The 6,711-nt window shown below is 35.7% G+C and carries 10 protein-coding genes; all 10 read right to left on the bottom strand.

From position 1 onward, the window contains the following. Positions 1-341: 341 nt before the first annotated feature. Positions 342-1,343 carry a HipA domain-containing protein gene (locus tag HRT72_03000; GenBank protein ID NQY66678.1) on the bottom strand — a complete coding sequence of 334 codons (1,002 nt, stop codon included), beginning with the start codon at positions 1,341-1,343 and terminating at the stop codon, positions 342-344. Between the two features lie 4 nt (positions 1,344-1,347). Then, positions 1,348-1,665 carry a HipA N-terminal domain-containing protein gene (locus tag HRT72_02995; GenBank protein NQY66677.1) on the bottom strand — a complete coding sequence of 106 codons (318 nt, stop codon included), beginning with the start codon at positions 1,663-1,665 and terminating at the stop codon, positions 1,348-1,350. Further along, the gene (locus tag HRT72_02990; protein ID NQY66676.1) at positions 1,652-1,861 is read right to left on the bottom strand and encodes a helix-turn-helix transcriptional regulator; all 210 of its coding nucleotides are present in this window, start codon (positions 1,859-1,861) and stop codon (positions 1,652-1,654) included. Before HRT72_02990 ends, HRT72_02995 begins: the two co-directional genes overlap by 14 nt. Positions 1,862-2,046: 185 nt before the next feature. Further along, positions 2,047-2,331 carry a hypothetical protein gene (locus HRT72_02985; protein NQY66675.1) on the bottom strand — a complete coding sequence of 95 codons (285 nt, stop codon included), beginning with the start codon at positions 2,329-2,331 and terminating at the stop codon, positions 2,047-2,049. A gap of 33 nt (positions 2,332-2,364) precedes the next feature. Next, on the bottom strand, positions 2,365-2,793 hold the full coding sequence (locus HRT72_02980; GenBank protein NQY66674.1) for a transposase family protein: 429 nt from the start codon (positions 2,791-2,793) through the stop codon (positions 2,365-2,367). Further along, entirely contained in the window at positions 2,756-3,097 is a 342-nt protein-coding gene (locus HRT72_02975) for a hypothetical protein (GenBank protein ID NQY66673.1), read from the bottom strand. Before HRT72_02975 ends, HRT72_02980 begins: the two co-directional genes overlap by 38 nt. Before the next feature lie 135 nt (positions 3,098-3,232). Further along, positions 3,233-4,612 (bottom strand): SpoIIE family protein phosphatase, encoded by a 1,380-nt coding sequence (locus tag HRT72_02970; GenBank protein ID NQY66672.1) that lies wholly within the window; start codon positions 4,610-4,612, stop codon positions 3,233-3,235. A 54-nt stretch (positions 4,613-4,666) separates the two neighbouring features. Further along, positions 4,667-5,080: a hypothetical protein gene (locus HRT72_02965; GenBank protein ID NQY66671.1), complete on the bottom strand. Its 414-nt coding sequence runs from the start codon at positions 5,078-5,080 to the stop codon at positions 4,667-4,669. A gap of 10 nt (positions 5,081-5,090) precedes the next feature. Next, complete coding sequence (locus HRT72_02960) at positions 5,091-6,362, bottom strand: dihydroorotase (GenBank protein ID NQY66670.1); 1,272 nt, start codon at positions 6,360-6,362, stop codon at positions 5,091-5,093. Positions 6,363-6,364: 2 nt separating this feature from the next. Continuing rightward, on the bottom strand, positions 6,365-6,703 hold the full coding sequence (locus HRT72_02955; GenBank protein NQY66669.1) for a hypothetical protein: 339 nt from the start codon (positions 6,701-6,703) through the stop codon (positions 6,365-6,367). Positions 6,704-6,711 lie beyond the last annotated feature (8 nt).

Raw genomic sequence — 6,711 nt, 5'->3', positions numbered from 1 at the left:
TTGGTACAACAAAAATAGAAGACACTCCCATTTAGGAGGATTAACAATAAATGAATTTGAAAAATTTAATCAACTAAAACATGTGGCTTAATGGTTGTTTAAATCTGTCCGAAAAATGGTAGGAAGTCCACCTGCACCATCGATCGATAAAATGGATACTAAATACGTATAAACGCTTCAAACGAAGCCGAGTTTTAGCCATAAAGTGGCTTAGACGAATTACTATTGATTATCCCAATATGTTTTATCATTGGGCTTTAGGTTATCAATTAATCTAAGAATTTGGCCGCATAATAAGAGCCGTATGAGTCGAGAGGTTCACGTACGGTTCTGCGAGAGGTTTAGGGGTGAGATTCCCCTTTACCTACTCGACTGGGGCTAGTTATTATTTCTATTTGAATTGCTTTTCTTGAAATTAGGTTTTTGTATTCCTCTTTTAGTTTGCCAGGCAAGAAACTTTTATCAATAAACAGAAACCATTTCGGTAATAATTCCTGGAATTTATTAAAAACATTATTTATTACTTTTTGATCTATGTTTGATCCTTTCATTGCAATTTCAAAATCAATTCTATTTATTTTCTTTTTCTTTCCATTTAAATTTAAGGCTAGATCCTCATCGTCTTGATCGAAAATTAATTCGGAGGAAACCAAATCATAAGCAGGACAGAGGGCATATTCATCCTTCAACTTCAAAAGAGAAAAGTTTTTTAGGTGCATATCATTATTTCCAGTTAAAAAACAAAACATAACTAGTTCGAAAAAGTTTGTGACATCTAGTCCTGGGTTCGCAGAATATTTTTTTATTGCTTTAACAATTTGTTCGTGAGATCCATTGTACTTATGTTCAGTTAGCCTTTCGGTTAGCTGACACATATCCTCCATATGATTTTTTTCTTTTTTACTGCGATCAATTCTCTTTGTGATGTAAGCAAGCTCGCCGGACTTTAATTTAATTAGACAGTGTTTAACAGTTTTTATTCTGCTAATTTCAGCTAGGTGCATTGTTAGATCTTCATTCTCGGGTAATTGTGCATACAATTCTGTTTGGGGTTTTAATATGTATTCACCCCATAATCCCACAATAGTTAGTCTTTCTGTATTGCCAGCTTTTTTATCGATGCCTAGTGCCAGTTTTGGTTGAACGCCTGTTACGGTTGTATGGCTTTTAATTACTTGTTCAGCTAATTTTATTATTTCATCTTGTGTGAAGTTGAGAACAGGAGGAGTTTTTTTTCCGAAAAATATGGTACTGCATTTTTCGTGATAATCGCTTATCGGAACTTCAACATTATTTTCGCTTTGCTCAATTGTTTTGTAGCAGTAAAGACAAATATTCTGCATGATTTTATTGTATTGGTTCAATTGAGACTGCCCCGATGCAATCGTAACATGTAACAAGTAGAATACTCATTCTGTCTCTGGGATTATATTTCCAGTTTTTTTGAACAATATCAAGAAGCCATCCTTCGGGAATTAGACCGTCGAAAAATGGAAACAGTATTTTGCTGTGATAAGCGTTGCCGCTAAGAGGTAGAGTTAAGCTTATTTGCTCAGCATCATTTTTGTTCAAATACGACTGCTCATACTGGAATTGGTAACCTTCTTCATCCTCGATTAATGTTCCAGCCCAATTTTTATGCCTGTACACTTTAGCTTTCTTCATCTCTGCTTATTGGTAGGGGGCCAAGTTCATGTCCAAATAGGGATAAGATTTGGTTAACCTTATCCATTTGCAATGTCTTTTTACCTCGTTCTAGTTCTCTAATAAACCGTAAACCCACACCAGCTTTGAACGACAAATCTTCTTGGGTGAGATTTTGAGACTTTCTTTTTCTTTTTACGAATTGACTTAATTTCATAGATATTATACCCTTTCGGGTACAAATATACGCATTTTATTAAAAGTGTACCCATTCGGGTATGAAAAGATATAAAATTACATTTAGGGTACCCGAACGGGTATGTTTTGTTAGAGTCTGGTAATGTACGTAAAGGGAGATAGTTGACAGTTGTGCAAGGCACATAGTTTACACTATATTGTCTGTTAACCTGATACCGTTACCTTTATATTTAAATAAAAATTATCATTTATATATCCTAAAAATATCTCTCTATAGAATACTTTCCAAATACCATTTCCTAATTCATGTATTCCAACATGTTTACCTACAAGAGCCCTACTAAGATATACCCAATAGAAAGACTTCCATCTGAGAGCTCCATTTTTAGTTACATATTTTAGTTTAATCTCATGACCATACTGATAGTCTTGCATTATGTTTGGAAACTTTCTTCTAGAGTATATGTGTGCTTTTTCAGGAGTCTTCATTTCTAAGGCTTCATGCGGCCTAACAGTGTTGTGCTACTTTACAAAGTGATTCATTGATCTTTGTTGTCCTGTAAGGTTGAAAGCAGGAGGCATAGCACATTCAGCTTTAAGGTATTTGTGCATTCTTTCATGTCTTCCGTTTTGCTCAGGATGAGCTGGATCAGAGAATACTGGCATTATGCCAAGGTCAATAAACCAATATGAAAGTTGTGTAAATATTTTAAGCGCTCTAGTAGAGCCAAAAGGAGATCCATTATCGGTATGGATTTGATGTGGCATTCCATACTTTTTAAATACACGAGTAAATTCTTTTTTGACAGACATATAGTTTTTCGAGTATAAACCTTTAGAAGAGAACACAAATCGACTGAAGGAGTCTGCAATAGTTAGGTAGTTGCTGTACTCTTTGCATAACGAAGCGATTCTAATTTGCAATGTAGTCAAGCGGACAAGCTCTCTCATATTTAATATCTCTATGCTTTAAGCTAGAAAGATCTTCTTGTGCATCGAGGTTGTTTGCCGGACGGTTTTTGAAAAAGTATTTTGTGTTAATCCAAGCAATTCCTCTGAAGGTACTAAAGATCTCTTCTACATTCTTTGGATTGTTAATTACATAAGACATGTTGAATTCCTCAGACCATCCAACATTAGTTAATGTGCCAATAAGTTTTTGAAGCAACGGATCGGTTTTGAATTCAAAGCCAATGTGCATTCTGCTATCGACTATTAAATGTCTTAAGGTTATAAATTTGGTAAGCTTTCTCATGAGTTCATTTAATGGTGAACCACGAGAATAGAAAATGATACATTACCTAAACAAGTATTAAACGTTTATAGTCGATTATAAACGGTTAAAAATTATTTTTTTTCTGGTAATCAGTGATTTGTGTGTTTGCTTTTTTTACAGTTTAATGCCGAAAATACAAACATCATCGATTTGTTCTTGATCTCCACGCCATAATTCAAAGGCTTTGTTGAGCAGCCTTTTTTGATCTTCCATTTTCTTTCTATGGATATCGATCATGAGCTCTTTCATCCGCTTAACTTTAAATTTCTTTCCCTTCGGGCCACCAAATTGATCTACATAGCCATCTGAAAAGATGTAAAGCATGTCGCCAGATTTTGTTTCTATTTTATGATTTGAATACGACTTAGTTTTTACATAATTACCAATTGGCTGCTTGTCGCCTTTTGTTTCAATTACTTCTCCATCTCGCAACAGAAATAAAGGATTGTTAGCTCCTGAGAATTCTAAGCTGCCAGATTTTTTATCCAAACTGCAAATGGCAATATCCATTCCGTCTCGAACCTCATCCTCCGATTTTTCGAACGTCTCTTTTACCAGTTCATTTAGCTTATCAAGAATCTTAGCTGGCTCTGTTAATCCGAATTCACGAACTGCTCTGTTTAAGCTGTTATGTCCAATTACGCTTACCATAGCGCCAGGAACACCATGACCTGTACAGTCAACGGCGGCAAATAAAATTTTATCACCCCTTGCCCCTAACCAATAAAAGTCTCCACTAACAATGTCTTTCGGCTTAAACAAAACAAATGCATTCGGCAAGTGATCTTTTATAAGTTTAATAGGAGGAAGGATGGCATCCTGTATTCGTTTAGCGTAGGTGATACTAGCAGTTATATCTTGACTTCTTTCTTCTACCAAGTCTTTCTGAATGGCTAACTGCTCATTAGATTCGGATAGGGCTAGTCTTGCTTTTATTTCTCTTACCGTAAGGTTGTATCGCGTACTAATAAGAAAGATGGTAAAAATTGAGACAGACAAAGTGAGTAATCCACCATTAGCCATAATCTCATCAAAAGTGAGTGGTGAGAATATTGGAAATAATACTAAGCCGCTTGTTATGTTTGCTATAACAATTACGATTGAGTAAACCTTCTCCCATAAAACGAGCATGCCACAGCCAATAAACAAAGCAATATAAGCGAAAGTGTGTTGCTGAAACATCTCAACATCCATTACGCTATATAAGTATGCGTTCTCAACTGATATAAGGAGTACCGCAGTGGCAATCATTACTTCGTGTTTAATAATGGAGAACTTATGACCAAAGATGCTTGCCAAAATGGTTAGAGAAAGAACAGATCTAATAATAAAGAACTGTAACCAATGCTCAGGCATAATAAAATAATCGCTGATACTAAATATTAGATTGAATGCAAATGCACACCAAGCACCTACTTTATGGTACTTAATAGAAATTGACTCTAAGGCTGTTTTCCAATCAGATTTATTGATCGACGGTAAGTCCGAGTTCATTATCCGGTTGTGGTATTTCGTTGATTATTCAAAGCTTAAATGTCGGAATAATATCTATTCGCCGTAAATTTTCTTAAGAATTTCTATGTCGTCTGGCGTGTCAATAACGCGTTTAGTACGAGTACACCTATCGGTAATTACTATTCCCTTTTTCATTTTCCCAAAGATTAGGTAAGACTCGCCTTTCTCCATTTCGAATGCACAGTTTTCAGTAAAACGGACTTCTATCGTTTTGGAAATTTCCCCTTTGTAATGATTAATGCGTCTTACCTTAACTATTGTGTATTTGTTGTCTGTTTTATTAGATGAGTTAAAGAGCCTTATGCTTTCTACTTTACCAATAAATACAGCTTTAGATCGCTTCACTTCTTTGAATAGATTCTCCGATTCCTTGCAATTGCAATCGTTCGATGCAAATACGGAATAGCTTAAGGTGAAAAATAAAAGGGTAATAATACTTTTAATCAAATACGCAGATTTAGTTACAGTCTGTGTGTTTGTTACGGTTAAAAATAGCAATTGGTTTACCAATCATCTCAGAATTTACGAGAGGATGATTTTTTGACTTAGAAACAATACCGTCTTTTGCATATGTCCATTTTAACTTTGGATCGAATAAGGTAAGCTCAGCCTTTTGATTGATATCGATGGTAGGAACTTCAATTCCCAGTACTTCTCTTGGGTTCGTAGCCATAATCCTGACGATTTCCGCTAGATCTGTTTTGTCGCTAAGAGCTTTATTGATTAGCGGATAACTCGTTTCTAATCCAATCATTCCAGGTGCGGCATCTTGAAAGTCTTTATCTTTTTCTTCTACGTCTTCCGGACAATGATCCGAACAGATCGTGTCGATTGTTCCTTCTTTAATTCCCTTAAGTAATGCTGTAATATCCTTTTTCCCTCTAAGAGGAGGAACAACTTTGTAGTTACTATCGAAAGATTCTATGCTTGAGTCATCGAAAGTTAAGTTGTTGATTGAAACCTCTGCAGTAACTTTTAATCCTTTCTTTTTTGCTGCTTTAATTAACGCAACCGATTTTGCTGTAGAGATGGTAGAGAAGTGCATTCGTCCTTGCGTATATTCAATCAGAGCTAAATCTCTTTCTATCATCACTTCTTCTGCAATGGATGGAATTCCTTTAAGTCCAAGACTAGTGCTAGCCATGCTCTCGTTCATTTTTCCTCCATTGGATATACTTGTATCGTCTGGATAAGAAATTATAAGTCCACCAAAACCTTGCACGTATTGCAGAGACCTTATCATTAAACCTGATTCTTTGATGGGTAGTTTGTCGTCCGAAAAAGCGATTGCACCAGATTTATGCATGTCGTACATTTCCGATATGTCTTTTCCTTTTAACTCATCCGAAAGAGCTCCTACAGGATATACCTGAACAATCATCGAAGCTGTTTTGTTCTTGATGTATTCTACTTGCGATTTTGTATGGATGGGTGGATTGGTGGATGGCATGCAAGCCACAGCAGTAAATCCGCCTTTGGCAGCACATCTATTACCCGATTCTAAATCTTCTTTGTGCTCAAACCCCGGATCTCTAAAATTGGCTTTCATATCGAACCAGCCAGGGGAGAGGTGTTGGTTTTTCTTATCGTAAACAATGCATTTCGCAGATGGCTTAATGCTTTTTTCGATCTTTTTAATTACTCCATCCTTTAAAAGGATATCCATCTTTTTATTATGAAATGGGGAGTTGAGATCTACTATTTTGGTCGACTTAATTAAGATCTCCATGTTCACTCTTTTTCGGTTTTCCAATACCTTAACAGTATTGTTTCTATTGCAAAAAACGCGATAGCAAAAATACTACATAGTTTCCACAATGTTCTGCTATTACTCAAATCTGCCATACCACCAGTAAAGAGGCTACTTAATTCTTTGTCTATATTGAAGTTTTTAACGTCCAACGATTTAGCAATGTCCTCTAGCTCATCATTACTATAAGATGCTGTTTCAGATTCTATTCGGTCGTAATTAAACGAGATGCCGATCTTATTACTGTCGTTTCTTAGAATGTAATTACCTGCCTTTTTAATTTGTTCTCCTGGGTATAAATGCAAATTAGTACTTGCCATTTTGTATT

It is taken from the genome of Flavobacteriales bacterium (genome assembly GCA_013214975.1).
Lineage (GTDB): Bacteria > Bacteroidota > Bacteroidia > DT-38 > DT-38 > DT-38.
This window is presented reverse-complemented; position numbering and strand designations above follow the sequence as displayed.

Bases quoted from the DNA above. Each gene is read 5' to 3' on its own strand.
- HRT72_03000 (NQY66678.1), bottom strand. From the start codon at position 1,343: ATGCAGAATATTTGTCTTTACTGCTACAAAACAATTGAGCAAAGCGAA.
- HRT72_02995 (NQY66677.1), bottom strand. From the start codon at position 1,665: ATGAAGAAAGCTAAAGTGTACAGGCATAAAAATTGGGCTGGAACATTA.
- HRT72_02990 (NQY66676.1), bottom strand. From the start codon at position 1,861: ATGAAATTAAGTCAATTCGTAAAAAGAAAAAGAAAGTCTCAAAATCTC.
- HRT72_02985 (NQY66675.1), bottom strand. From the start codon at position 2,331: ATGAAGACTCCTGAAAAAGCACACATATACTCTAGAAGAAAGTTTCCA.
- HRT72_02980 (NQY66674.1), bottom strand. From the start codon at position 2,793: ATGAGAGAGCTTGTCCGCTTGACTACATTGCAAATTAGAATCGCTTCG.
- HRT72_02975 (NQY66673.1), bottom strand. From the start codon at position 3,097: ATGAGAAAGCTTACCAAATTTATAACCTTAAGACATTTAATAGTCGAT.
- HRT72_02970 (NQY66672.1), bottom strand. From the start codon at position 4,612: ATGAACTCGGACTTACCGTCGATCAATAAATCTGATTGGAAAACAGCC.
- HRT72_02960 (NQY66670.1), bottom strand. From the start codon at position 6,362: ATGGAGATCTTAATTAAGTCGACCAAAATAGTAGATCTCAACTCCCCA.
- HRT72_02955 (NQY66669.1), bottom strand. From the start codon at position 6,703: ATGGCAAGTACTAATTTGCATTTATACCCAGGAGAACAAATTAAAAAG.